The 23,783-nt window shown below is 65.9% G+C and carries 19 protein-coding genes; 12 read left to right on the top strand and 7 right to left on the bottom strand.

The features are described 5' to 3' along the window. Positions 1-5 precede the first annotated feature (5 nt). The 3 genes from AC0MRV_RS09945 to AC0MRV_RS09935 all read right to left on the bottom strand — a co-directional run bounded on the left by AC0MRV_RS09945 (position 6) and on the right by AC0MRV_RS09935 (position 4,081). Positions 6-3,092: a DUF748 domain-containing protein gene (locus AC0MRV_RS09945; RefSeq protein ID WP_472764310.1), complete on the bottom strand. Its 3,087-nt coding sequence runs from the start codon at positions 3,090-3,092 to the stop codon at positions 6-8. 86 nt (positions 3,093-3,178) lie between these two features. Beyond that, a complete protein-coding gene (locus AC0MRV_RS09940; protein ID WP_472764309.1) occupies positions 3,179-3,658 on the bottom strand; it encodes a redoxin domain-containing protein in 480 nt (159 codons plus the stop codon). Positions 3,659-3,709: 51 nt separating this feature from the next. Then, entirely contained in the window at positions 3,710-4,081 is a 372-nt protein-coding gene (locus AC0MRV_RS09935) for a dUTPase (RefSeq protein ID WP_472764308.1), read from the bottom strand. 201 nt (positions 4,082-4,282) lie between these two features. Between AC0MRV_RS09935 and AC0MRV_RS09930 the strand changes: the two genes are divergently transcribed. From AC0MRV_RS09930 to AC0MRV_RS09885, 10 genes are all read left to right on the top strand, one after another. Next, positions 4,283-5,383, top strand: coding sequence for a hypothetical protein (locus tag AC0MRV_RS09930; protein ID WP_472764307.1), 1,101 nt, complete (start codon positions 4,283-4,285; stop codon positions 5,381-5,383). 138 nt (positions 5,384-5,521) lie between these two features. Beyond that, positions 5,522-6,817: a UDP-N-acetylglucosamine 1-carboxyvinyltransferase gene (locus AC0MRV_RS09925; RefSeq protein WP_472764306.1), complete on the top strand. Its 1,296-nt coding sequence runs from the start codon at positions 5,522-5,524 to the stop codon at positions 6,815-6,817. A gap of 41 nt (positions 6,818-6,858) precedes the next feature. After that, positions 6,859-7,890 (top strand): Holliday junction branch migration DNA helicase RuvB, encoded by a 1,032-nt coding sequence (gene ruvB / locus AC0MRV_RS09920; protein ID WP_472764305.1) that lies wholly within the window; start codon positions 6,859-6,861, stop codon positions 7,888-7,890. Between the two features lie 92 nt (positions 7,891-7,982). Beyond that, a complete protein-coding gene (locus AC0MRV_RS09915; protein WP_472764304.1) occupies positions 7,983-9,320 on the top strand; it encodes a glycosyltransferase in 1,338 nt (445 codons plus the stop codon). 128 nt (positions 9,321-9,448) lie between these two features. Continuing rightward, positions 9,449-11,551 (top strand): HAD-IIB family hydrolase, encoded by a 2,103-nt coding sequence (locus AC0MRV_RS09910; RefSeq protein ID WP_472764303.1) that lies wholly within the window; start codon positions 9,449-9,451, stop codon positions 11,549-11,551. Positions 11,552-11,574: 23 nt separating this feature from the next. Continuing rightward, positions 11,575-12,441 carry a PfkB family carbohydrate kinase gene (locus AC0MRV_RS09905; RefSeq protein WP_472764302.1) on the top strand — a complete coding sequence of 289 codons (867 nt, stop codon included), beginning with the start codon at positions 11,575-11,577 and terminating at the stop codon, positions 12,439-12,441. A 67-nt stretch (positions 12,442-12,508) separates the two neighbouring features. Then, on the top strand, positions 12,509-13,204 hold the full coding sequence (locus AC0MRV_RS09900; protein WP_472764301.1) for a mechanosensitive ion channel family protein: 696 nt from the start codon (positions 12,509-12,511) through the stop codon (positions 13,202-13,204). Positions 13,205-13,222: 18 nt separating this feature from the next. After that, positions 13,223-13,435: a hypothetical protein gene (locus AC0MRV_RS09895; protein ID WP_472764300.1), complete on the top strand. Its 213-nt coding sequence runs from the start codon at positions 13,223-13,225 to the stop codon at positions 13,433-13,435. 43 nt (positions 13,436-13,478) lie between these two features. Next, positions 13,479-14,321, top strand: a complete 843-nt coding sequence (locus tag AC0MRV_RS09890; RefSeq protein WP_472764299.1) for a sugar phosphate nucleotidyltransferase — start codon at positions 13,479-13,481, stop codon at positions 14,319-14,321. Positions 14,322-14,333: 12 nt separating this feature from the next. Further along, the gene (locus AC0MRV_RS09885) at positions 14,334-17,657 is read left to right on the top strand and encodes a UTP--glucose-1-phosphate uridylyltransferase (RefSeq protein ID WP_472764298.1); all 3,324 of its coding nucleotides are present in this window, start codon (positions 14,334-14,336) and stop codon (positions 17,655-17,657) included. On the opposite strand, the gene AC0MRV_RS09880 is transcribed toward AC0MRV_RS09885, so the two are convergent. The 4 genes from AC0MRV_RS09880 to AC0MRV_RS09865 all read right to left on the bottom strand — a co-directional run bounded on the left by AC0MRV_RS09880 (position 17,658) and on the right by AC0MRV_RS09865 (position 21,039). Next, positions 17,658-18,371 carry an SDR family oxidoreductase gene (locus AC0MRV_RS09880; protein WP_472764297.1) on the bottom strand — a complete coding sequence of 238 codons (714 nt, stop codon included), beginning with the start codon at positions 18,369-18,371 and terminating at the stop codon, positions 17,658-17,660. A 139-nt stretch (positions 18,372-18,510) separates the two neighbouring features. Beyond that, positions 18,511-19,491 carry a GTP cyclohydrolase FolE2 gene (folE2, locus tag AC0MRV_RS09875; RefSeq protein ID WP_472764296.1) on the bottom strand — a complete coding sequence of 327 codons (981 nt, stop codon included), beginning with the start codon at positions 19,489-19,491 and terminating at the stop codon, positions 18,511-18,513. Positions 19,492-19,556: 65 nt separating this feature from the next. Then, positions 19,557-20,030, bottom strand: coding sequence for a 6-pyruvoyl trahydropterin synthase family protein (locus AC0MRV_RS09870; RefSeq protein WP_472764295.1), 474 nt, complete (start codon positions 20,028-20,030; stop codon positions 19,557-19,559). A gap of 34 nt (positions 20,031-20,064) precedes the next feature. Then, positions 20,065-21,039, bottom strand: coding sequence for a DUF6807 domain-containing protein (locus AC0MRV_RS09865; RefSeq protein WP_472764294.1), 975 nt, complete (start codon positions 21,037-21,039; stop codon positions 20,065-20,067). Between the two features lie 362 nt (positions 21,040-21,401). Here AC0MRV_RS09865 and AC0MRV_RS09860 point away from each other — a divergent pair, with 362 nt between their 5' ends. Both AC0MRV_RS09860 and pyk read left to right on the top strand, forming a co-directional pair. Then, entirely contained in the window at positions 21,402-22,244 is an 843-nt protein-coding gene (locus tag AC0MRV_RS09860) for an MBL fold metallo-hydrolase (RefSeq protein WP_472764293.1), read from the top strand. A gap of 98 nt (positions 22,245-22,342) precedes the next feature. Next, positions 22,343-23,779: a pyruvate kinase gene (gene pyk, locus AC0MRV_RS09855; protein ID WP_472764292.1), complete on the top strand. Its 1,437-nt coding sequence runs from the start codon at positions 22,343-22,345 to the stop codon at positions 23,777-23,779. The last annotated feature ends 4 nt before the right edge of the window (positions 23,780-23,783 follow it).

Here is a 23,783-nt window from a genome sequence, read left to right as displayed (position 1 = left end):
CGGCCTCAGCGCAGCTCGAACTTGACCTGCGCTTCGCCTGCAACCGGTTCAACTCCGGTCAAACGAGCGGCGGTCACGCCCGCCTCGATCAGGTGCGCTTGGACCGCCGCCGCCCGCGCCAAAGCCAACTCACGCAACTGCGCCGGCTCGATCTCCACCGCCTCGAGCAAACGCGCTTCGATGACTTCCGGCGGCAACAAGGTGAGCACCGGCGCCGCTTCCATCGCCGCGGCCGGCTCCTGAACCGCTTCAGCCGACTCCGCCGCCGTCGACGCGCGGGCGCCGCCAAACCACCGGCGCAGGAGTCCGATCAAAGTCTCATCATTCTCCGACCCCGCCGGTGATTGGGCCGGTGGCGCCGTCACGGTGAGCGAATCTCCCTGCGCCTCCGCCGCCGCGGCAACCGCCGCGAGCGTCGCCGCCGAATCCACCGGCGGTTCACCAAAAATATCCACATACTGCGCCACCAACGCCCGCTCGCGCGCGCCCGCGGCCCAGCCCGTCTCGGCCGCCCACTGGCCGGCTCCCGCCCGCTCGCGTAGACGATTTTCCAATACGATCGGGCGCCACGCCGCCGCGTCCGCGGCCGCAGCATACTGCCCCTGTAAACTGAGTTGCAGCGCCGGCCGCGCCGCCAGCGCCTCCGCCAGCTTGTCCAACTTCTCCACCGCGCTGGCCGAAAGCTCGGCACTCGCCGGGGCAAAACCAAGTTGGTCGAGGTCTTGGGCGCCGTCGCCGCCGCCCACCAGCGCGCCCAACATCGCAAACGGCGCGGTCGCGGCCTTGGTCAACAGGTTGGTGATCACCCGCCACACCACGCGACCCACCTTGAACTCCGGGTCGTCCAGGCTGCCCCGCACCGGCAGATCGATCACAATCTGACCGTTCACGTCGCGCAGCAGTTTGAGCGCGAGCCCCACCGGAAGCTTGGTTGCATCCGGACTCTGCACTTTCCGCCCGAGCTCAAAATCGTCGAGCGTCACCACCGTCTCGCTGTCGATCCGGCGGTCCTTCAACTTGAAATCGACGTCGACCGACACCCGGCCCCGCTGCAGCGCGAAACCGGCGTAGTGGCCGATGTATCCGCCGAGTGGCGACAGGTCCACCCGGTCAAACTTCACCTGCAGGTCCGTGAAGGCCGGTCGGCCCAGGGGATTGAAGTCACCGGTGATCGCCACCGCCGCCGAGCCATTGGCCTTGCCGCGCAACTCCGCTTTGCCCTTGGCGAGCTCCACCGAGGACAGCCCGGTCATCTCGCCCGAGAGATCGGTCAGCACCGCGCCGGCCGGCAGCACCAGCGAACCATCACGAAAGTCCACCCGCGCCTCGACCAGCTCGACCCGGTTGACCCGGATCACCGGCGCCGCCGGCGCCGTCGCCGTCACGGGGGCCGGCATCGCGACCTCCAGTTCGGCCTCCGTCGGTGCCCGCCCCGCCCAGTTGAGCGAACCGTCCGCGCCGATCGCCACCGCGAGATCCGGTCGCACCCAACGCACCTCCGCCACATCCAAAGCCAGCGGTGAACTCGCCACCGCACTCACGCCGGCGATGCGCAGGTTTTCCCACGCCGCCAGCGCATCGCCCGTCGCGTTGAGGAGCCGCAAACCCGCCACCCCGAGATCGCCCCGAAACACCAGATCGCCGTTCGCATGCCCCAGTGAACCCGCTACGGAAAGGCTGCCATCCGTCACCACCAGATCCGCGGCGTCCTGCAGGTAGGCGGAGGCCACGCGCGTCGCGAGCCCCTCAACTTTGACTTCCAATGCCGGCTGGAACGGCACCAAGCCGGCCTCGCCGCCAAACTGCACGCCACCGCCACCGTCGGCCAACACGATCGAGCCGCCCACGCGCACCACCCGGGCCAGATCACTGAGGTCCAAGTCATCGACGCTCACGCCGATGCGCTCCACCGCCACGACCGCGGGAGCCGCCAGCGTCTCGTCCCGCCAGGTCGCGGCCAGGTTGCCGACGCTCACTTTGCCCAGCTTCACCCGCAGCCCGGGCGTTGCGTCCGCCGCCGGTTCCGCCGATCCCGCTGGCGAACTCAAAAGCCTCACCAAATCAATGCCGGCGCCGTCGCGCACCAGATTCACCTGCCCCCCGTCCCAGTTCAACTCGCCGATCTCGAGTTGCTGCGTCGCCCAATCCAGGCTCAAGCCGCTCACCCCAATCTGCGTCGCCGCCAGCGCCGAATCAGCCGCGCCCGGCTGCGCCACCGCCACCTCGCTCAAGGTCAGGGCGCCCTCACTCAGGGTCAGCTCCAGACCGGATTCCCGCATCGCCACCGCATAAGCCGTGCTCAGGTCCAGCGTGCCGGAGCGGATCTCCGCCGTCGTGAACTCGCCGGTGTAGGGCGCGTATTTCGCCAGCTGCACCCCGCTCAACTCGAGGGTGCCCTCCGACCGCAACGGCGTCGCCGAAAGTTGACCCTTCCAACTCAGCCGCTCGCCGGCCTCGGTCGTCGCCACAAAATCATACGGCGCATTGGGATCGCCCACGGTGTGGAATCCCTCCAGCTGAAAACTCACCGGCCCCAAGGTGGTGGCAAAGGGGCGGGCGCGGCTCGCATCCGAAAAGTCGATACGGGCGTCGGCCACCACCAGTGAGCCGATTTCGATCACCATCGGCCCTTCATCCGACTCGGTCGCGGCCGTTTCATCACCGGCGAGCAGGTCGCCAAAATTCAGGTCGCCGTTCGCGTCGACCGCCACCCGCCCATCAAATCCATCGAGCTCGATCGCATCAAAACCGAGCCGCCCGCGCAGCAGCGACCACAGCCGGAGGTTCACGCGCAGCCGATCCCAGCGCAGCCAGGTATCGCCACTCGTCTCCGCCACCACCAAGCCGTCGACCGTCACCACCAGCCCGATCGGGTTGAACGCGACCTTCTCAACCGTCACCGCGCGGGTGAGCGCCTCGCTGCCACGTTGTTCGATCTGCCCGCGCAGCACGGCCGGAACGACCCACCACGACAATGCGACCAGCACGACCAGCGCCACAGCGGCGCCGATCAACCAACGGCGGTTGCGCACGCGTCGCGAGCGACGGGCAGCGGCGGCGGCGCGGATGTCTTTGATCGTCGGAGTCGTCACGCCGCCACGCTAGGCGAACCGACGTCGCGCTCGCAAGCGACACGTTGCCACAGATTTGCCTTTCACGTCCCGCTTACGCGCGGTGCTCACAAGGTATCGAGCGTGGCCAGCACCTGCTCGCCGTGGCGCGCCGCCTCGACTTTCTCAATCACCGCCAGCACCAAACCCTGCGCGTCGATCACCCACGCCGAGCGTTGCGGGCCGTCAAACACGTGCCCACACATTTTCTTCTCCACGATGGCATCCGCCGCCTCGCCAAATTTGTCCTTGGGGTCGCTCACCAAGGTGTAGTCGATCCCGAGTTTTTCGGCGTAACGCGACAGGGCCCCCACGCGATCCCGAGAGAGGGCCATGAGGTGGTAACCTCGCTCGCGAATCTTCGCCGCATCGGCCACCAGCGCATGGTTCTGCTTGTCGCAGGACCCCGTGTTGGTGCGCATGAAAATCGACACCACCGTCGGCCCGGTCACGAGCGAGGCAAAAGGCACCGGCGGCGGCTTCACGCCGATTCCACTCGCCACCTGCACCTCAAACGAAAGGTCCAACCGATCACCGACACCCTTCATGCGTCCTCCTTGGGATTTGGAACGTTGGGATTTCAGCGCCGCCAGCGCGGCCTAGATGTGCTTCGAATCGTCCTCGTCCTTGACCGTGTAGCCGGTCTCCTGGCGTTGGTGATTCACCGCGTTCTTCTTCAAGTAGGCCTGGTAAACATCCTCCGCCGTCATGCCGAGGGTCTGCGCCAGCGAGACGAGAAAGTGGAACAGGTCGACGACCTCCACCTTGGCGTTCTGCTCGTCAAACTTCTGGTATTTCGCCCACCACTTCCACGGCACGCTGTCGATCAGCTCGGCCGTTTCCTGCTGCATGGCCCGCGTGTAGTTGAGGATCCACTTGGCCTTTTCCTCGTCGCTCGCCGGCGGCAATTCCACGCCGATGCGCGCGTTCAGGGCTTCCTGCATGCGGAAAATCTCTTCGAGCTTGTCCATGAAACCGGAGGCTGCGCGGCCGTTTTCCGAGCGCAAGTGCCTTTCCCGCCGCCGCATTAAAGAATTGCCCTCAGGCCCCGCCCTGCTGACTTTGCGCCACTTATCGCTCGCGTCGAGTGCCACTCCGGCCTCCGCCAGAGCGTTTGTCCCGCGGCCCTCCCGACGGAGTGAGCGCGGTTTAACCTAAACATAAACAACAACATGTCAGACAACAACCCGTCCGGCTCCGAGAGCGCCGCCAACCCGGCCGCCGCTCCCGCCGAGACGCCCAGCGAGCAGACCCAAGCCCCCGCCGCCGAGACCGCCTTTGCGTTCGGCTCCGGCCGCGGCTCCGGTCTCGCCCGCGGCAAACGCAAGCCCGCCAAATCGGCGCCGGCCGCTGACTCCGAAGCCCCCGCTGGCGACTACCAGCCCACCGCGGTCCAAATCGTGACCACCGCCTCGGAGTATAAAAACCCGTTCGCTCCCGAGCCCGAGCCGACCCCCGAGGTCGCCGCCCCGGCTCCGGTCGCGACGCCGGCCCCCGCCGCCCCCGCGGCGGTCCAGGCCAAACCGGAAACGGCCAAACCGGAACCCGTCTCAACCGAGACCGAGGCTCCTGCGGAGCAACCCTCCGCCCCCGCCAAACAGGAAAGCACCCCCGCCCCTCAAGCCGAGGCCCCCGCCCCGGTCGAGGAAAAGGCCGAGCTCGAAATCCTGCCGCCCAAGCAGATCCGCCAACCGACTTCGAGTTGGGAAGCCCCGTGCTTTCCGGAGGGTTCCGCTTCCGCCGACGGTCGCCCGGCCTTCAAGCCCAGCAACCGTCGCGAGCGCGGCGAGCGCAACGACCGCGGTGAACGCGGCGAGCGTGGTTCACGCGGCGATCGCAACGATCGCTCCGGCAACCGCGAGCGTGGCGAGCGTCGCCCTCGCGCCCCCAAGCCCGTTGAAGTCGATGTGCCCAAGCCCACGATTGAGTCGTCCGCCAAGTCCGGCGGCCTCTTCGGCTGGATCAAGAACCTCTTCGGCGGTGGCGAATCCGAGACCAAGGAGCAGCCCAAGAAGTCCCGCTCCAACAACCGCGACGGCAACCGTGGCGGTCGTGGCCGCGGACGTGGTCGGGGTCGCGGCCGGGGCAACCGCCCCGAAGGCGCCCAGGGTGAAGCCGGTGGCAACCCCCGCTCCCGCGGCGGTGATGGCCAGAGCCAAGGCTCCGATGGCGAAGGCGGCAACCGTCGTCGCCGTCGTCGTGGCGGCCGCGGTGGCAATGGCCGCGGACGTCGTCGCAACGGCGACTCCGGCAGCCGCCCCGCTTCCGAGTAAACCACGTTTACCGTTCCAACCTTCAGCGCCCGTCCTTCCCGACGGGCGCTTTTTTTTGCGCCCCATTTTCCCACTCTTCCCTTTCCAGCGCCCGTCTCCTCCCCTTTCACTCTCTCTTTCACTTTTCCCTCTCCTTCCATGTCCGACCTCATCGTCCAAGGCGGCCAGCCGCTCAGCGGCACCATCACCCCTTCCGGCAACAAGAATTCCGTTCTGCCCATCTTCTGCGCCACCCTGCTCACCGACGAGCCGGTGACCCTGCGCAACGTGCCGGACATCACCGACCTCAACAAGCTGGTCAATTTCTTCACCACCCATGGCTCCAAGATCGCTTGGGACCGCGCCACCGGGGTGATGCAGATCGACCACGCCGGTTTCGCCCCGCAGCTCACCGACGACGAGTTGCCGCAGGACATGCGCTCCACCGTCCTGCTCTACCCCGCCCTGCTGCACCGCCTCGGCCGCATCACGGTGCGCTCCAACACCAAGGGCTGCTCGCTCGGCGTGCGCGAAATCGATCCGCACCTCGACATCCTCGCCGCCCTCGGTGCGGACATCTCCGGCACCGAACCGCTCACCATCGCCCTGCCCGGCAAACGCTTCGCGGCCGCCCGCACCTGGCTCGACTACATGTCGGTCACCGTCACGGAAAACTTCGCCATGGCCGCCGCGCTCGCCGAGGGCCGTTCCGAACTGATCAATGCCGCCAGTGAACCCCACGTGCAGGACCTCGTCGGCGCCCTCATCGCCATGGGCGCACAGATCGAGGGCCTTGGCACCAGCCGCCTCACCATCACCGGCGTGGAAAAACTGCACGGCGCCGACATCACGATCGGCACCGACTACCACGAGGTCGTCACCTTTCTCGCCCTCGGCGCCATCACCGGCGGCGAGATCCGGGTCGAAAACTCCGTGCCGCAACACTTCGACCTCATCACCCGCGCCTTCGCCCGCCTCGGCGTGACCGTGCGTCACGAGGGCAAGACCGCCATCGTCGACCGCGACCAATCGCTGCGCATCCAGCAGCCGCACACCAGCAACCTGCTGCCCAAGATCGAAGCCGCTCCGTGGCCCTACTTTTCCGTGGACCTACTGCCGCTCATGATCGCGCTCAGCACGCACGCCAGCGGCACGATCCACTTCTGGAACAAGGTCTACGAAAACGGCTTCTCCTGGATCCCCGAGCTGGCGAAGTTCGGCGCCCACGCCGTCGTCAGTGACCCGCACCGCCTTATCGTCTTCGGCGGCCGCCCGCTGCGTCCCGCCGTGGTCGACTCACCCTACGTCATCCGTGCCGCCGTCGCGCTCACCATGGTCGCCGCCTCGATTCCCGGCCAGAGCATCGTCCGCCACGCCGAGATCATCAAACGCGCCCACCCCCGCTTCGTTGAAAATCTCAACTCCCTCGGCGCCCAACTCGAGTGGCGCGGCTGAATCGAGCTGACTGCCCTTGGCCAAACACCGATAGCTTGCCCATGCCCGACCAGCCCAAAGGCACCGACTACCTCGCCTCGACCCTCAACGCGCCCGAAACCGCCGCCGAGGCCGCACTGCGCCCGCTCTCCTTCGCCGACTTTACCGGTCAGCCGAAGACCGTCGAACGCCTGCAGGTCATGGTCGGCGCCGCCCGCCGCCGCGGCGACGCCCTCAACCACATTCTGCTCAGCGGCCCGCCCGGTCTGGGCAAGACCACGTTGTCCTTTATTCTTGGATACGAGCTCGGCAAGAACGTGCGCGTGACCTCCGGGCCCGTGGTGGAGAAAGCTTCGGACCTCGCCGGCCTGCTCACCAGCTTGGAGGAAGGCGACTTGCTCTTCATCGACGAGATTCACCGCATCCCCAAGACGGTCGAGGAATACCTCTACACCGCGATGGAGGACTTCCGCCTCGACATCATGATCGACCAGGGGCCCAACGCCCGCAGCGTCCGTCTCTCCATCCCGCGCTTCACCCTCGTCGGCGCCACCACCCGCGCCGGCCTGCTCACCGCGCCGTTGCGCTCGCGCTTCACGTTGCAGACGCGCCTCGACTACTACGGCACCGACACCCTCATGGGGATCGTGCGTCGCTCCTGCGGCCTGCTCGGCGTGGAGATTGACGAAGCCGGGTCCCGCGAGATCGCCACCCGCTCCCGTGGCACGCCGCGCATCGCCAACAATCTCATCAATTTTGTCCGCGACTTCGCCCAGGAACGCGCCGACGGAAAAATCACCAAACCCGTGGCCGAGAAGGCCCTCGAGTTGCTGGAGATCGACGCCCGTGGCCTCGATGAGATGGACAAACGCGTTATGCGGGTGATGGCCGAGAACTACAAAGGCGGCCCCGTCGGCCTTGGCACGGTCGCCATCGCCGTCGGCGAGGAAGCTGATACCCTGGAAGAAGTGCACGAACCCTTCCTTATCCAGGAAGGCTACCTGCAGCGCACCCCGCAGGGCCGCGTGCTCACGGCCAAAGCCTACCAGGCCATCGGCCTCACCGGCTTCGCCGACCAGGGCGACTTGCTCTGATGTCGTCGTATCCGTCCCAGTAAGACGCTAACAGAAGAACGATTTACGCGAACCATTGGCCAAGATGGTGGTTTAACCCTACCATAAAGCCTATGTCCGCGATTACTGTAGATCCGAAACGACCGCGCATCGCGATGGTATCCACCCACGGATACGTCGCCGCCAATCCACCCCTGGGTGCCGCCGATACCGGCGGCCAGGTGGTTTACGTGTTGGAGCTGGCCAAGAAACTCGGCCAACTCGGCTATGACGTCGATGTCTGGACCCGCCGTTTCGAGGGCCAGCCTCAGATCGATGTGGTGAGCGGTCGCGTGCGCGTCATCCGCATGCCCTGCGGCGGCGACGACTTTATTCCGAAGGAATACCTGCACGAGCACCTCATGGAGTGGGCCGAGAACGCCCGGCGCTTTATCAAGCGCCACCAGCTGCGTTACGAATTCATCAACAGCCACTATTGGGACGGCGGCATCGCCGGCCAGCGCCTGGCCGATGCCATGCAGGTGCCGCACGTGCATACGCCGCACTCCTTGGGTATCTGGAAAAAGAACCGCATGGAGAAGGACTACCCGGACAAGGCCGACACCTTCGAAAAGGAGTTCAACTTTTCCGTGCGCATCCGCGAAGAGACCATTCTCTACAACAACTGCGATGTGGTGCTGGCCACGACCCCGCCCCAGCTCGACATGATCATCAGCGACTATGGCGTCCTGCGCAGCCGCGCCGCGATGATCCCGCCGGGTTACGACGACAATCGCTTTTTCCCGGTTTCCGAAGCCACGCGCATGAGCATCCGCAAACGTTTCGGATTCAAGAAACCCACGGTCGTGGCCCTCGGTCGCCTCGCCACCAACAAGGGTTACGACCTGCTGGTCGAAGCCTTCGCCATCACCGCCAAACGCATCCCCGATGTCGAGCTGCGCCTCGCCGTCGGCGGCAAGAAGATGGACAAACAGGAGCGCAAGATCCTCGCCGACATCAAAGACCGGGTGAAGGACCTTGGCCTCCAGAAGCGGGTTAAATTTGGCGGCTTCATCTCCGACGAGGACCTGCCCGACTATTATCGCGCCGCCGACCTTTTCGTGCTGTCGAGTCGCTACGAACCCTTCGGCATGACCGCCATCGAGGCCATGGCCTGCGGCACCCCCACGGTGGTGACCGTTCATGGCGGTCTCTTCCGTGCGCTCAGCTACGGCCGCCATGCGCTCGTAGCCGACACCTTCGACGCCGAGGACCTTGGCATCACCATGATGAAGGCGCTGCGCTACCCGCAGCTGCGCAACCGCATGAAGCGCATGGGCGCCCACAAGGCCCGCAGCCTCTTCACCTGGACCGGCATCGCCCAGCAACTCATCGGTCTCGTCGAAGGCCGTCCCAGTCCGCACCGCCTCGAGGACGACGACTGGAACGAGCCTTGGCACGACGGCGATTGAGTCGCGACTTTTCGGATACACACGGCCCGGCCGGCGCACAAAGGCTCGACCTTCCAGCGCGCAGTCTCTAGCCCTGCCGGGCCTTCGCCCTCTTTTCTCCACCGCCGCAAAATTCCGGCTCTGGTCCCATGGCCGCTTCCACTTCCGCTCCCATTCGCCTCTTCAGCACCGATCTCGACGGCACATTGCTTGGCAACCCCGAGTCGACCCAGCGTTTCGTTTCCGCGTGGGAAACCCTCACGCCCGATGAACGTCCGCTGCTCGTCTACAACAGCGGCCGCCTCGTCGAGGACATGCAGCAGCTCGTGGCCGACGGCGAACTGCCGCGGCCCGATCTCTACATCGGCGGCGTTGGCACCGAGATTTTCGATGCCCGCGAGGACCGTCTGCTGGACGACTGGCTCGCCGAGCTGGACCAAGGCTGGGACCGCGACCGGGTGCATGAGATTTTGAACGAACAGCCGGATCTCTCGATCCAGCCGGACCGCTACCAGAACGCCCACAAGTCGAGCTGGTATCTGCGCAACGCCAAGACCGAGCGCCTGCAGGAACTCGAACGCCTCGTGGCCGAGAACGGCATTCAGGCGAAACTCGTCTACTCCAGCGCCCGGGACCTCGACCTGCTGCCATCCGCCGCGACCAAAGGCGGCGCGCTGCGCTGGCTCTGCAAACATCTCGGCATCCCCCTCTCCTCGGTCGTCGTCGCCGGCGACACCGGCAACGACAGCAGCATGTTCAACGTGCCCGGCGTGCACGCCATCGCGGTGCTCAACGCCCAACCGGAACTGCTTGAGGCCACCATCGGCCACCCGCACCTCTTCCACGCCCACCAGATCATGGCCGACGGCGTGGTCGAAGGTCTGTGCCATTTCGGCGTCGCCTGCCTGCCCCCTGGCGCCAACGAGACCGCCATCCCCAAGGGGAAGATGAGCACCGACTTCAAGATGCTCTTCACCGGCACGAAACTCGGCGGCCTCAACGAGGAGGAGAAGGCCTTCGTCCACACCGCCTACGGCAAGGCCGTCGAGGCGCTGAAACGCAACATCACCCCGCTCGGCTTCTCCGCCTGCTCCCTCGCCGACAACTCCGTCACCGGCACCGACGTGAACTACCGCTCCGTCTGGGGCCGCGACGGCGCCATCACCGTCATCAACTCACTCGACTTGGACGACGAGGAGGTGCGCGCCTGCTCCCGCCGCACCCTCGAAACCCTCATCGGCGCCATCTCCCCCACCGGCCAGATCCCCGCCAACGTCCGCATCGACGACGGCACGCCCGACTACTCCGGCGTGGGCAACATCTGCGCCATCGACTCCGGCCTCTGGCTCATCATCGCCGCCTACAACTACGTCGACCGCACCGGGGATATTGATTTTCTGAATACACACGCCGCCGCCCTGCAACGGGCGATGGACTGGCTGGCCGCCCACGACAGCAACAACGACGGCCTGCTCGAAATCCCCGAGGCCGGCGACTGGACCGATCTCTTCGGCCGCAGCTACAACGTGCTCTACGACGAAGTTCTCTGGTTCCGCACCAACATCTGCTACGGTCGGCTGCTGGAGTTTCGCGGCGACCACGCCCGCGCCGCCGACTACCTGCGCTGGTCGCAACACATCCGCGCCAAGCTGCTCTCGATGTTCTGGCCCACCACCAAGGAGCAGACCAACGGCGGCCCGCACCGCGACTTCGCCGACCGCCAGTTCAACCTCGGCGACACCCACTACCTGCTCGCGGAAATCACCCCCTTCGCCTTCAACTGGCGCTGCGATGTGTTCGGCAACGTATTGGCCTTCCTCATGAACCTGCTCGACATCGACCGCGCCCGCGAAGCCTTTCGCTTCATGTGGGGGGTCGGCGTCAACGAACCCTTCCCCGTCGCCAACCTCTATCCGGTCGTGCAGGCCGGCGACCCCGATTGGCGCGCCTACTACACCGTCAACCTGCTCAACCTGCCCCACCACTACCACAACGGTGGCATCTGGCCCTTCGTCGGTGGCATGTGGGTGCGCTTCATTCATCGCCTCGGCTTGCATGAGGTGGCCTGCCGCGAACTCCACCGCCTCGCCGAGGTCAACCGCCTTGGGCGCGACCACGAATGGGAGTTCAATGAATGGGTTCACGGCCAGACCGGCCGCCCGATGGGCAAAGCCTATCAGGCTTGGTCCGCCGCCTGCTTCATTCGGGCCTGTCAGGAAGTCGAGGCCGACCCCAAGAACGGCAGCGACTGAACCCTCCAACCCCAACTCGACTCATGCGTCCCACCATTCTCTGCTTTGGCGAAATTCTCTGGGACTTCCTGCCGGAGGGACTCTTCCCCGGCGGCGCTCCCTTCAACGTCGGCTACCATCTCCATAAACTGGATACCGACGTCCGCCTCATTTCCGGCATCGGCCGCGACCGGCTGGGCGACGAACTGCTGCGGCGGCTCAAATACTGGGGCCTCAACACCGACACCCTCGCCACCCATCAGGGCCTGCCCACCGGCACGGTCATCGCCTCGCTCGGCGACTCCGGTGACGCCAGATACGAAATCACCCAGAGCGTGGCCTGGGACCAGATTCTCGTGGCCGAGGACGCCACCCGCGCCGCCATGAACGCGCAGGCCATCGTTTTCGGTTCCCTCGCCCAGCGCGCGCAGTTCAACCGCGCCGCACTGGACCGCCTGCTGGCCGTCCTGCCGCCCACGGCCTGGCGCATCTTCGACGTCAATCTCCGCCCCCCGCACGACGATCTGCAACTCGTCCGCGAGTTGGCCAAATCCGCCACCCTCATCAAACTCAACGCCGAGGAGGCCGCGCGCATCGTGCTGGGAGCCGACGCCGAGGAACCCGGTTCCGAGGAGGCCATGGCCCGCACTCTCGCCCAAGACCGCGGCGCCCGCATGGTGTGCATCACCGCCGCCGAACGCGGCGCGGGTCTGCTCATCGACGGCGACTGGCATTGGGAATCCGGTAAAAAAGTTGAGGTGGCCGACACCATCGGGGCCGGCGATGCGTTCCTGGCCCGACTCGTTTCCCACCTGCTGAAGGAAGATTGCTCCCCGGCGGAGGCGCTCGTGAGCGCCTGCCGCCACGGCGAATGGGTCGCGACACAACGCGGCGCCACCCCCGCCTACTGAACGCGTCCCCGCGAGTCTTATCCCGCCTGCCCGCAAACCGGGCACGCGATCCGCTGTCATCACCCTTATGACCTTCGACGAACTCTGGAACGAAATCAGTTCAATCCTGCCCAAGCTGCTCGCCGCGCTGCCCGTCGCCGCCGCCGTGATCCTTGGCGGCATCATCGTCAACCTGCTCATCGGCCGCGGCCTGACCATCCTCGCCCGCCGCACCCACCTGACGAACACCGACACCGCGCCCGCCCGCAACGTGCTGCGCTGGCTGGTGCGGGTCATCACCTTCGTGCTCGTCCTGGGCGTCTTTGGCTTCGAACTCGGCGGTCTGTGGGCAATGATCTCCACCGTGCTCGCCATGGTCGCGATCGGCTTCGTCGCCGTCTGGTCGCTCCTCAGTCACACCTCCGCCACCGTGATTCTGGTGATCCTGCGCCCCTTCCATGTCGGCGACGACATCGCGCTGCCGTCGGAGAACGTTTCCGGCCGTGTCATCGACATCAATTTCTTCTTCACAACGGTGCTCGATCACCAGGGGTCGCAATGGCGCATTCCCAACAACCTGTTCTTCCAGAAGGTCATTCACCGCATCCGCCAGGACCGCCACACCACGCTCGCGCAACAGCTCAACAACCCCCAGCCCGCCGACCTGCCGCCTCCACCCAAACCCGATGACGATGCGGATGAAGAACCGAAGCCCAAGCCCGCCAGCGAGGACGACGCCGCCCGCGCCATCCCGGATCCCGCCACCTTGACGCCGAAGCGCTGAATCCACTTCATTTCCGCCATGTCCCAACAAGGCTCCGCCGGAAACGTCATCGCCGCCCTCGCCAGTTTCTTCATCCCCGGCCTGGGTCAACTCATCCAAGGTCGGGCCCTCAAGGCCGGCATCATGTTCGTCGCCGCCTTTGCGCTTTGGTTCATCTTCATGGGCTGGATCATTCACCTCTGGTCGATCATCGATGCCGCCATGTTCAAGGCGCCACCCGCCGGTAATTGAAGTTGCCCGCGCCGTCCGGCGCCCCTGAGCTTGGCGCCCGTCCATGAACGTCCGCCACGCCCTCATCACCGCGGCCAACCCGCGCCAGCGCACCCTCCCCCTCCAGTCGCTCATCGATCGCGACGGCACGCCGCGCACCGCGCTCGAAATCATCCTGCGCGAAGCCGACGGCGCCGGCATCGAGGACTTCGTGGTCGTGGTCTGCCCCGGCGACGAGCAAGCCTACGCCGCCGCCTGCGGCGAGTTTAAGTCGCGGGTGCAGTTCGCCGTGCAACCCGAACCCCGCGGCTACGGTGACGCCATCCTCCAAGGTCGCGCCGCCATCGGTGATCAACCTTTCCTTCACCTCGTCGGCGACCACCTTCACCTGAGCGACACCGACCTGTCTTGCGCCCGTCAATTGCTCGACATCGCCGCCGCCGAGCAGGCTCCCGTCTCCGCCGTGCAACCCACCCGCGAAAGCCAGCTCACCTCCTTCGGCGCCGTCGGCGGCAAACTCCTCGGCGGTGACCGTCCGCTTTACGAAATCGAGGCCGTGCTCGAAAAGCCCACCCCGACCGTCGCCGAGCAGGAACTGCTCGTGCCCGGCATGCGCGCCGGCTTCTACCTCTGCTTCTTCGGCCTGCATGTGCTCGACGCCGAGGTCTTCGCTATCCTTGACGAACAACGTGCCGCTCTGCCCGACGCCCCGCTTGGTCTCTCGCCGGCTCTGGCTGCCCTCGCCACCCGCCGTCGTTACCTTGCGCTCAACATCAGCGGCCGCCGCTACGACATCGGCGCCGACTACGGCCTGCTCACCGCCCAGCTCGCCCTCTCGCTCGGCGGCCGCGACCGCGACCTCGTGCTCACCCAGATCATCGAGCTCCTTGCCCAAACCGGCCGCTAAGCCGCTCGTCCGATGACCGCCCCCCTCACCGCCATCATCGGCAGCGAAGACGCCGCCACACGCGACACCGCGCTCGACGCCTGGTGCGACGGTAAATCCGTCGCCGACCTGCTCGCCGCCGGCGAGGAGCTCGAGGCCTACCGCCGGCGCGACGCCAACCTCTACCACCGCGTGCGCGCGCTGTTTTTCCTCAGCGCCATCCACCGCTACCACCTGCCCGCCCGCGCCGACCTGCCCCGCTCCGGCCGCGTGCCGTATTCAGCTTTCAAGCACCTACTTGAGCGCCGCTTCGAGGAGGCCCTTACCCGCCTGCGCCGCGCCCAGACCGAGGACGGGCCGTCCGAATCGCTCAGCTCCGCCCTGGCCGCCGGTTACCACGCGCTGGCCTTCGAAACCCTCGCCGGGCAAGTGCGCCGCACCGTGCGCTCCACCCGCGGCAATGCCTGGATGTTCCGCCTCGGTCATCCCCTCGACCAGCCGCTCAAGGTCCGCCGCGAAATGCTCGCGCGCGCCTCGCCCCGCGCGCCCTATTCGCTGCTGCTCGAACGCACCGCCGTCCGCATGGACCTCACCCACTGCGCCTGGAGCGACATCTTTTTCCTCGGTATGGACTACCCCGAGGGCGCTCGCGTCCTCAACGTCTCCATCGACCTCGGCGTTCACGGCCGCGACGAAACCACCCGCCCACCGGTCGAAGCCTTCTTCCGCGTCATCGACGAGCCGGTCATCCGCCTCGCCTCGGTCGACCTTGAGGCGAGCGTCTGCATCTCCGACCTCGACGAGGTCTTCGACTTCGGTCGTGACTATCTCGGATTGCTGAAGGCCGCCGTCATCGCCGCGGGCATCGTGCCGCCCGGCATCGAACGTTCCGGCGCGTCGCTGGGCCACCTGCTCGGGCGCGTTTTTGGCAAGGGCCGCGGTTTCGAACTGGTGTCCAACGTCAACGGCATCCCGAAGGGCTCGCGCCTCGCCGTCTCGACCAATCTGCTCGGCGCGCTCATCGCCGCCTGCATGCGCGCCACCGGCCAGATCGCCACCCTCGACGGCCCCATGACCGAGGACGAACGCCGCATCGTCGCCGCCCGCGCCATCCTCGGCGAATGGATCGGCGGCTCCGGCGGCGGCTGGCAGGACTCCGGCGGACTCTGGCCCGGCATCAAACTCATCGAGGGCGCCCCCGCTTCGTCATCGGATGCTGAATACGGCATTTCCCGCGGCACCCTGCTGCCCCGCCACACCATCCTCGGCGCCGACCGGATTCCGCCGTCCGCACGCCAAGCCCTGCAGGACTCGCTCGTGCTCGTGCACGGCGGCATGGCGCAAAACGTCGGCCCCATCCTGGAGATGGTGACCGAAAAATACCTGCTGCGCGGCGCCGCCGAGTGGACCGCCCGCCAGACCACCAACGCCACCCTCGACCGCATCCTTGAGCTGCTCGCCGCCGGCGACATTCGCGCGCTCGGCGCCGAGCTCGAGGCCAACTTCACCGGCCCGCTGCAAACCATCATCCCGTGGGTCAGCAACCGTTACACCGAGCGCCTCATCGCCGAGACCCGCGCCGCGTTCGGCGAGGATTTCTGGGGTTTTTGGATGCTCGGCGGCATGTCCGGCGGCGGCATGGGTTTCATCTTCGCCCCCCACCGCAAGGCCGAGGGCCAGGCCAAGCTCCTCGAGATCATGCTGGCCGCCAAACGCGACCTTGAGGCCTCGCTGCCCTTCGCGATGGACCCGGTGGTCTACGATTTCACCATCAACGAGAACGGCTCCACCGGCACCTTGCTCACCGACGACGAAGCCCTCCTGCCCGCCGCTTACTACCGTCAGGTCACGCCCGGCATCCTGCGCCGCGACGCGCGGGAGCTGACCCACCGCGAGCAGGTCGATATCAATCAATTCACCCGCGCCGCCCGCGACCGGCCCGACTTCGCCGCCGCGCTGCCGAGCCTGCTCGACCGCCTGCTGCCCGAGGTCGACGATGCCGACGACAAGACCTCCAACCTCCCGGCCCTGCTCGCCGCCAACGGCTTCGATCGCGCCCAGCACGAGCAAATCCGCGCCGACCTGCGCGACGGCCGCATCGGCCTCGCGCTCAACCGCCTGCCCTCGACCACGCAAATCGGCGACGTTGCTCCCGAAGACGTGTGGAACCTCGCCGCCAGTGGCGCCGACTTTCGTGCCGCCGGCGAAGCCGCGCTCGCTCGCGGTGAACTCGCGGTCGTGACCTACGCCGCCGGCGTGGGCAGTCGCTGGACACAGGGCGCCGGCGTCGTCAAAGGCCTGTACCCCTTCGCCAAATTCGCCGGCCGCCATCGCAGCTTCATTGAAGTGCAACTTGCCAAAACGCGCCAAATCGCCCGCGCCGCCGGCACGTCGATCCCGCACGTCTTCACCACGAGCTACCTGACCCACGGCGCGACCGAGCGCTACCTGCGGCCCCTCATCGGCGAGGCTTGGGAACGCGACGTGTTTCTCTCGCCCGGCCGCTCCATCGGCCTGCGCCTCGTGCCAACCGTCCGCGACTTGCAGTTCGCCTGGCAGGAAACCGCCCAGCAAAAACTCGACGAGCAGAAGGAAAAGATGCGGGAGAGCGTGCGGGCTGCGCTCACCAACTGGGCCCGCACCGTCGGAGAGGCGAGCGACTACACCGACAACCTGCCGAGCCAATGCCTGCACCCGGTGGGCCACTGGTTCGAACTCCCCAACCTGCTCAAGAACGGCATCCTGGCCGCCCTGCTGCAGCAGCAACCCAATCTGCGCACCCTCATGGTGCACAATATCGACACCCTCGGCGTCACCGCCGATCCCGCCATGCTCGGCTGGTTCCAAGCCAGCGGTGCCACGCTCGGCGGCGAGGTCATCACCAAACGCCTCGAGGACCACGGCGGCGGCCTCGCCCGCATCGACGGCCGCGTGCGCCTCGTCGAGGGTCTCGCCCTGCCCAAGGAGGAGGACGAGTTCCGCCTCTCCTACTACAACGCCAACACCTGCTGGGTGGACATCGACCGCCTGCTCGCACTCTTCGGCCTCACCCGCGACGAAGTGGGCAACGCCGAACGCACCGCCGAGGCCGTGCGCGCCGTCGCCGCCCGCATGCCCACCTACGTGACCATCAAGGAGGTCAAGAAGCGTTGGGGCGCCGGCCAGGAAGACATCTTCCCGGTCATGCAGTTTGAAAAACTCTGGGGCGACATGACCGCCCTGCCCGACGTGCCCAGCGTCTTCGCCCTCGTGCCCCGCCAACGCGGTCAGCAGCTCAAAGACCAGGCCCAACTCGACGGCTGGCAACGCGACGGCAGCGCCGCCCACGTGGCCAGCCTGTGCGACTGGAACGATTGATCAGAGGTCTCCGCCGATCGGCCGCAGCACGATGTCTTCCACGACCGTGCTGCGCGATAGGCGATACATGTCGTAAAACGCTCGCGCGACATCGGCGGTCGGCATCATGCGCTTGGGGTCCGCTCCGCTGCCATCCCACGACGGCGAAACCGTCGCGCCGGGATACACCGTCGTCACCCGCACGCCTTTGTCTTTCAACTCCTCGCGCATGACCTTGGACAAGCCGGTCACGCCGAACTTCGCCGCGCAGTAACCGGCGCCGCCCGGATAGGCGTTGAGCCCCGCAATCGAGCTCATGTTGAAGACGTCGCCTTTGCCGCGTTTGACCATGCCGGGCACGATCGCCCGCGAGACGAGAAAGAGGCTGCGTAGGTTGGCATTCAACAAACCGTCGAAGTCCTCGACGCTCATGCTCAGAAACTCCGTCGGCAGAAAACGCCCGGCGTTGTTGATCAACACATCCACGGCCTTGAAGCGCTTATTCACCGCCACGGCCATGGTCGCGACCGAGGTTTCGTTGCTCACGTCGCTCTTGAAGGTCTCCACCTCCGCGCCGCGTCGGGCGCACACTGCTGCGATGCGTTGCAGGTTCTTCTCGTTGCGGGCCACGAGAGCGAGCCGCACGCCGGTCCCCATTTCGGTGGCAAAGGTTTTCGCAATCTGCGCCCCGATTCCCTGCGAGGCGCCAGTGATCAAAACAACAGGCTTAGGCATGATTCATTATTAACCACGAATGGACACGAATGGCTACACTACCGTTTCGCCCAATCAAATTGAACCAGGTCCGGTGCGTAGGCGGTGGCCGAAGCCCTTCGTGTCCGTTCGTGGTTGATAAACTTCACCTCCCGGTTCCTCAACAAACTAGGTCGCGGAAGTTCATGAAGTCGGCGCGCATGCCGCCGGGCACGCCCTTGCAGATGACACTCACCGCGTCGTGCGAGTGCAGCGATTCGAGGTGCGAGCAGGCGACTTCAAAATCGGCGATGCGCGCGTCCGCGTTCAGCTCCGCGTAGAGCAAGCGCGCGGCGTCCTCCACAAACTTGATGTGCGCGCCGTTGAGCTCGGCAAAGGCCTGCTCGTCCTCGCGCTTCACCATCACCTGCGTCTCGGTCTTGAGCGCGTTGGCGCAGTGCCGCTGCAGGTCCTCGATTGCCAGCCGCTTGCCCGGCGCGACCTCAATGCGCACCCGCGCTTTCGAGCGCTGGTTGTGCGGCACTGCGTAAGCCCCGCGCACATCGCGGGCGTGCTCGCTCAGTTCCGCGCTGCATGGGCAGGCCGACGAGTAGACGAAATCGAACTCGATAAACTTCCGGAAGACGCCCTTCGCATCCATCACCCCCTCGAAGGCGACCTGGTAATACTGCCAGCCTTCGAGTCCGCTGCGCAGCGAAGGCTGCAGCATCGGATAGGAAAAGCTCAGCTTGATCCGGGCATTGAGCGCTTCGACCTTGCGTTGGTATTTCGTGAGGATGCGCTTCAGCCGATCGAGCGTAAACACCTCGTCCTGATGCTCGTAGAACGAGCGCACGATGCGGCTCATGTTGATGCCCTTGAGCGTCGCCTCGAGCGACACGCTGCCAGTCACCGCCGTCTCCAAAGTATGGACCTCGCCCGCCTTGGTCTTGAATTTCAAGGGTAGGCGAAAATTGGATACGCCCACCTGCTGGATCGGCACCACCGCGCCCTGGATCGCATCCTCCGCCTCCATCATGTCGGGCAGGCTGTCGCGGTAGGCGGGCGTCAGCTTGAATTTCGCGTCGTAGCTGCGCGACATCCGCGGCGCTTCGCCGCCGGCGCGGTGCAGATACATGGTCTTCCGAGGCTTTTTTTTCATTTCGTTTTTCACATTTCGGGCGCCGGCCGGTTGGAACGAAAACCTGGGCGGGCGCGGACGGTTAATCAGTCCGGCCGGCCTTCCGGTCCGTAATAATCCACAAAGTTGCGCGGCGTCTCGAAGAGCCTCACGCGGTGCAAGCGACCGGCGGGCAGCGCCGGTTCCAAGCGGCGCCAGAACGCGATGGCGAGGTTTTCAGCCGAAGGGATGAGTCCGCGCAACCACGGCACTTCTTCGTTCAGATTACGGTGGTCGCAGGCTTTGAGGATGCGTTCCTGCAACACGTTTTTCAAATCGCCCAGATCAATCACATAGCCGGTCTCGGGATCGGTTTCGCCCGCGACGGTGACTTCGAGCACGTAGTTGTGCCCGTGCCACTTGGCGTTGTTGCACGGGCCGAAGGTCTGCCTGTTCCAGGCCGCGCTTTTGTCCGGATTGTGCAGCCGGTGCGCCGCGTTGAAATGCACCTGCCGCGTCACGTAAACCGTGCCGGGCAACGAGCGTTGGGGAGGGCGGGATTGACGGGATGCGCGGGCCATGAGGGCGCGCAACCTGATCGCAACCGCCCCGCCGTCAATGGCCGGACGTAGATTCCGCCGCGTAGGCGGCCCAGAGCGCATCCATCCGTTCAACGGAGAGCTCACCGTCGAAGGTGACCACGCGGTAACGCCAGGTCATGGTCTCACCCGGCGCCACCGTGAAGGCGTGTTCCTGCGCCGGCACATAGTTGAAGAAGACGTGACCATCGTCCCAGATGCGCACGTGTTGCGGCGCGTCGCGGTTGGCCGGATGACACAGGATCACCACCCCGCCGCGCGCCCCGGTGTCTTCGAGCGCGCCCGCCATTTCAACCCAACGCGCGCGAGTGGTGTGGCCGTCGGCACGACCATAGCCGTCAGAGGTCAGATAGCGGCTGTTCTCCGCGTTCCAGTTGTCCGGTCCCCGGTAGGCAATGCCGCCACCGTAACGATAGGCCTCCAACTCGAGCGGGGCGGCGGTGACATTGGTTTGGGTAAAATCGTAGTCGACGAGGTAAACGTCATGCGCAGCCCGCACCCGCACCTCGAGTCGTTCCCGCAGGATCGTCTCCACCGGCACACCGGTGGTGCCGTCGGCCGCAAAACTCTCCTGCTCGACGGCGAAGCCGACCTCTTCGCCGTCCGGGTCCAGCGCCAAGGTTTTCACGTAGCGCATGCCTGCGCCTTTCCCGCCAATGTTCCAGAAATCAAGCGACCGCTCACGATGTTGCGTCTTCACCCACGCGTGCCACAGGCCGAGGTGATGCCAGTGATCGGGTGCATAGATACTCGTGACGACGCCGCCCGCCGGAGTGCGCAGCGGGTGGATGTAGCCCGTGCGCGCAAACACCGGATCGACGCCCTCTGGCAGCGGGATCGGCAGTTTCCGGTAAGACAACACGGCCTGGTCGCCGCGGCGCACCGTGATCGTGGCCGCGTCCTCGCGCACTTGCAGCGGCTGCGCCAGCAGCGGAGTCATCACACACAACGCGGCCAACACACCGCTCGAACGCCAGCAAAAGGTTTTCATAGGGGTCAAGGGGGACCCACACAGTGAGCCCCCACCGGCTTTGGCGTCCACTCTCAAGCATCGCCGCCGCGCTCTGGGGTGTGTCTGGGAAAGCCGAGGGGCCATCGCTGGGAACGCAGTCGGAGGCAGGCAAGGCGGAACCGGGCTGGATGTGCCCGTGGACACAGTGGTTCGGTGACAACGCCGCATGCCGCCGGCTCCGTCCCAGCCCGAAGGGTGAGCAGGAGGAGAGCCTGGCCCGGCGTTGTCCGCGACGGCAAGGCCCGCTGGGCCTCCTTCGTTGCGCCCGCCTGGCGCGAGGCTCTCTTCCCACTCACGCTGGCCCCTCGGCTTTCCCAGACACACCCCTAGCGTAAAAACCCTTGCCGCCGCCCGACCCGCCCCATCAATCCCTCTGCATGGCGATGCGGTTTCGGATTCTTGGCAGTGGCAGTTCGGGCAATGCGGCCCTGCTGCAGACCGAGTCCGCGCAGGTGCTGATCGATGCCGGATTCTCCGCGCGCAAACTCACGCAACTGCTCCACGAAGCGGGCACCCGTTTTGACGAGATTTCCGCCGTCTTCATCACCCACGAACACGGTGATCACACCGCCGGCCTCGACACCCTCACCAAAAAACACCCGCACCTCGCCCTCTTCGCCAATGCCGCCACCGCGCGCGCCGTGCAGGGCAAACTCCGGCAAAAGGCGAACTGGCAGGTCTTCCAAACCGGCACCCGTTTCCGCTTTCGCGATCTCGAGGTCGACGCCTTCTCCGTGCCCCACGACGCCCAGGAGCCGGTCGGTTTCACCTTCAGCACCGGCGACGACGGCGATCTGTTTTCGCCCCGCCGTGCCCTCGCCTGGTTGACCGACCTCGGGCACATTCCCCACCACGTGCGTCACCGTCTCGCCGAGGTCGATCTTGTCGCCATCGAGTCCAACCACTGCGCCCAACTCCTCGAAGCCGACCATCGCCGCCCCTGGTCCACCAAACAACGCATCTCCGGCCGCCACGGCCACCTCTCCAACGATGGCGCCCTCGAGATCCTCGCCGAGATCGCGAGCCCGCGCTGGCGTCACATCTGCCTCACCCATCTCTCGCGCGACTGCAACAGCCTCGACGCCGTCGAACGCACCTTCGCCGACCTGCGCACCCGCCTCGCCTCCTGCATGTTTTCCATCGTGCCTCCCGGCGAAGGCACCCCGACCCTGGAACTGGCCTGAGCCGGCAAACGGTCACCTAACGGGCAAGCAATCGTCACCCGTTAGCCTTAGATTGCCATTTGCAGGCCCGACCGGCGCCGCCAACATCCGAGCCGCCCATGGATCTCCCGCCCAACCGTCCCCGTTGCACCAAGATCGTCTTCACCCTCGGTCCCGCCACCGAAAGCGAAGAGATCCTCGAAAAACTGCTGCGCGCCGGCGTCGATGTCGCCCGTTTGAACATGGCCCACGCCAACCACGAGTGGACCCGCATGATCATCCAGCGCATCCGCAAGGTGTCGCAAAAGGTCGGCCGCGAGATCGCCATCATGATGGACATCAAGGGCCCGGAGATCCGCACCGGCGACGTCGAAGCGCCTATCGAACTCAAGGCCGGCGAAACCTTCGATTTTAAAGTCCGCCCCGGCGCCCCCGGCGAAAGCCCCGAAGAAATCCGCTCCGTCGGGGTCAACTACGAGAAACTCATCGATGATATCTCCGTCGGCGACATCGTGCTCGTCGACAACGGCCTCATGCGCTTCGAGGTCCTCGAAAAGCTCGGTCCCCGCATCCGGTGCAAGGTGCTCATCGACGGCCAGCTCACGTCCCGCCGCCACATCAACCTGCCCGGCGTGCGCGTCAGCCTGCCGGCCTTCACCGAAAAAGACCGCCGCGACACCCTCGTCGGCATCGAGGAAGGCATCGACTTCGTGGCGCTCTCCTTCGTGCGCGAAGGCAAGGACATCACCTCGCTGCGCAGCTTCCTGCAGGAGAACCGCTCCAAGGCCCGTATCATCGCCAAGATCGAGGACCAGTCCGCCATCACCAACCTCGAGGAAATCATCGAGGAGTGCGACGCCCTCATGGTCGCGCGTGGCGACCTCGGCATCGAATGCCCCATCGAAGACCTGCCCGTGATCCAACGCCGCGCCGTTCGCGCCTGTTTCGACCGTGGCCGCTCCGTCATCATCGCCACCCACATGCTCGAATCGATGATCGGCTCCCCCGTGCCCACCCGCGCCGAGATCACCGATGTCGCCAACGCCGTCTACGAGGAGGCCGACTGCGTCATGCTCTCCGGTGAAACCACCATCGGCAAATATCCGCTGGAGTGCGTCAACACGCTCGACCGCATCGCCCGCCGCATCGAGGAAGAGGGCGACCTGGTCTTCGAGGAGCCCGCCTTGCTCGAAGGCGAGAAGGTCAAGGTCCTGCAATCCGCCGTCGTCCTCGCCAACGAGTTGCCCAACAGCGCCCTGCTCACCTTCACCCGCCGCGGTTTCAACGCCGCCGCCCTCTCCGCGCTGCGCCCCGCCCGCGCCCCGATCTACGCCATGACCAACAGCGTGCAGACGCTGCGCCACCTGCGCATCCTGCGTGGCGTCGATCCCTTCGTCATGCCGCTCGCCTCCGACCCCAACGACACGATTGAAAACGCGATCAAGATGCTCCAACGCCACGGGCGCGTGCAGACCGGTGACAAACTCATCGTCGCCACCGACATTCTCTCCAACGACCGTTTCGTCGACAGCGTGCAATTGCGCACAGTCAGGTAGGCTC

Source organism: Actomonas spartinae, from assembly GCF_051209155.1.
In the GTDB taxonomy this organism is placed as follows: domain Bacteria; phylum Verrucomicrobiota; class Verrucomicrobiia; order Opitutales; family Opitutaceae; genus Actomonas.
Note: the sequence above shows the minus strand (reverse complement) of the source record. Positions and strands in the feature narration are given on the sequence as shown.

Coding starts and splice junctions, on each gene's coding strand:
- AC0MRV_RS09940 (WP_472764309.1), bottom strand. CDS start 3,658: ATGAAGGGTGTCGGTGATCGGTTGGACCTTTCGTTTGAGGTGCAGGTG.
- AC0MRV_RS09935 (WP_472764308.1), bottom strand. CDS start 4,081: ATGGACAAGCTCGAAGAGATTTTCCGCATGCAGGAAGCCCTGAACGCG.
- AC0MRV_RS09930 (WP_472764307.1), top strand. CDS start 4,283: ATGTCAGACAACAACCCGTCCGGCTCCGAGAGCGCCGCCAACCCGGCC.
- AC0MRV_RS09925 (WP_472764306.1), top strand. CDS start 5,522: ATGTCCGACCTCATCGTCCAAGGCGGCCAGCCGCTCAGCGGCACCATC.
- ruvB (WP_472764305.1), top strand. CDS start 6,859: ATGCCCGACCAGCCCAAAGGCACCGACTACCTCGCCTCGACCCTCAAC.
- AC0MRV_RS09915 (WP_472764304.1), top strand. CDS start 7,983: ATGTCCGCGATTACTGTAGATCCGAAACGACCGCGCATCGCGATGGTA.
- AC0MRV_RS09910 (WP_472764303.1), top strand. CDS start 9,449: ATGGCCGCTTCCACTTCCGCTCCCATTCGCCTCTTCAGCACCGATCTC.
- AC0MRV_RS09905 (WP_472764302.1), top strand. CDS start 11,575: ATGCGTCCCACCATTCTCTGCTTTGGCGAAATTCTCTGGGACTTCCTG.
- AC0MRV_RS09900 (WP_472764301.1), top strand. CDS start 12,509: ATGACCTTCGACGAACTCTGGAACGAAATCAGTTCAATCCTGCCCAAG.
- AC0MRV_RS09895 (WP_472764300.1), top strand. CDS start 13,223: ATGTCCCAACAAGGCTCCGCCGGAAACGTCATCGCCGCCCTCGCCAGT.
- AC0MRV_RS09890 (WP_472764299.1), top strand. CDS start 13,479: ATGAACGTCCGCCACGCCCTCATCACCGCGGCCAACCCGCGCCAGCGC.
- AC0MRV_RS09885 (WP_472764298.1), top strand. CDS start 14,334: ATGACCGCCCCCCTCACCGCCATCATCGGCAGCGAAGACGCCGCCACA.
- AC0MRV_RS09880 (WP_472764297.1), bottom strand. CDS start 18,371: ATGCCTAAGCCTGTTGTTTTGATCACTGGCGCCTCGCAGGGAATCGGG.
- folE2 (WP_472764296.1), bottom strand. CDS start 19,491: ATGAAAAAAAAGCCTCGGAAGACCATGTATCTGCACCGCGCCGGCGGC.
- AC0MRV_RS09870 (WP_472764295.1), bottom strand. CDS start 20,030: ATGGCCCGCGCATCCCGTCAATCCCGCCCTCCCCAACGCTCGTTGCCC.
- AC0MRV_RS09865 (WP_472764294.1), bottom strand. CDS start 21,039: ATGAAAACCTTTTGCTGGCGTTCGAGCGGTGTGTTGGCCGCGTTGTGT.
- pyk (WP_472764292.1), top strand. CDS start 22,343: ATGGATCTCCCGCCCAACCGTCCCCGTTGCACCAAGATCGTCTTCACC.